This window comes from Mesorhizobium sp. M2A.F.Ca.ET.037.01.1.1, assembly GCF_003998075.1.
Taxonomy (GTDB): domain Bacteria; phylum Pseudomonadota; class Alphaproteobacteria; order Rhizobiales; family Rhizobiaceae; genus Mesorhizobium.
This window is the reverse complement of record NZ_RZSA01001493.1, coordinates 1-1,007: the sequence shown is the minus strand read 5'-3', so window position 1 is coordinate 1,007 and position 1,007 is coordinate 1. Positions and strand designations below refer to the sequence as shown.

The 1,007-nt window shown below is 64.8% G+C and carries 1 protein-coding gene; it reads right to left on the bottom strand.

The genetic code is table 11. The annotated features are described in order from the left end of the window. Positions 1 to 524 (bottom strand): TetR/AcrR family transcriptional regulator (locus EOA27_RS37850; protein WP_145970880.1); only part of this gene is annotated, 524 nt, incomplete at its 3' end. Positions 525 to 1,007: the final 483 nt, after the last annotated feature.

Below are 1,007 nucleotides of genomic sequence, written 5' to 3'. Positions count from 1 at the left end.
GGCGTATTGGGCGCGGAGTAGATGCCGCCGAGCGCATGCATGACATCGGAGGCGTCAACGTCGGCGCGGATTTTTCCCGCGGCGGCGGCGGCCTGGACCAGGCTTCGCATGGCGCCGGAGACGCGGCCCGACGTGTCGGAGAACAGCGTCGAATTGGCGGTGAGCAACAGGCGCAGGCTGGTGGCGAGGCCGCGCTTGGTGGCGATGTAGTCGACGAAGCGCTGCATCCAGAGCTCCAGCGCGACGTCGGCCGGATGCTCGTGGGCAAGTTCGTCAGCGGCGTGGCAGAGGCCTTCCACCTCGCGGCGGTAGACCACCTCGACCAGATGCTCGCGCGTCGGGAAATGGCGGTAGAGCGTGCCGATGCCGACCCCTGCCCGCTTGGCGATCTCCTCCAGCGAGGCGTCGACGCCGTCGCTGGCAAACATCTGCGCCGCCACCTCGACCAGCCTGTCGCGGTTGCGCTGCGCATCGGCGCGCAGCGGCTTTGGCGCCGGCGCATCGCGCGTCGCTTCAGCGATCATTTCGGGCTCGGGCACTTTTTTCTCCACCAACGCAATATTGGGGGGTTGAACCATGACTGGCCAGACCCCAGCTAAATAAACGGAGGCTCCTCCGTTTTAGTGGAGTGCTTTTATCATATAACCAGGGGAAGCGTTATGTCACCTAGAGAAGGACGGAAAGCTTCGCCTGGCCGCTGGAGACAGGGGCATTCTTCGACGCCCGTGGTTGGCAAATCCGCTCGTGCGTTCGTCATCCCAGGGCGAAGCAAGGAGCGGAGCGACGCGGCGCAGACCCTGGGATCCATGCCATACCCTGCGAGCGCGGCTACGGTGCAGAATTCTGGCCCGTCGCGTCCTTCGGCAAACGTCACGGCATGGATCCTCGGGTCAAGCCCCAGGATGACGAACGCGAAGGTCGCCTCCAAGCGACCCTTGCCCCTAACCCCCCAAGCCCCATTTCCATCCGCTCAAGCGTCCAGCAATCGGAGCCCGACGCCCCATGAA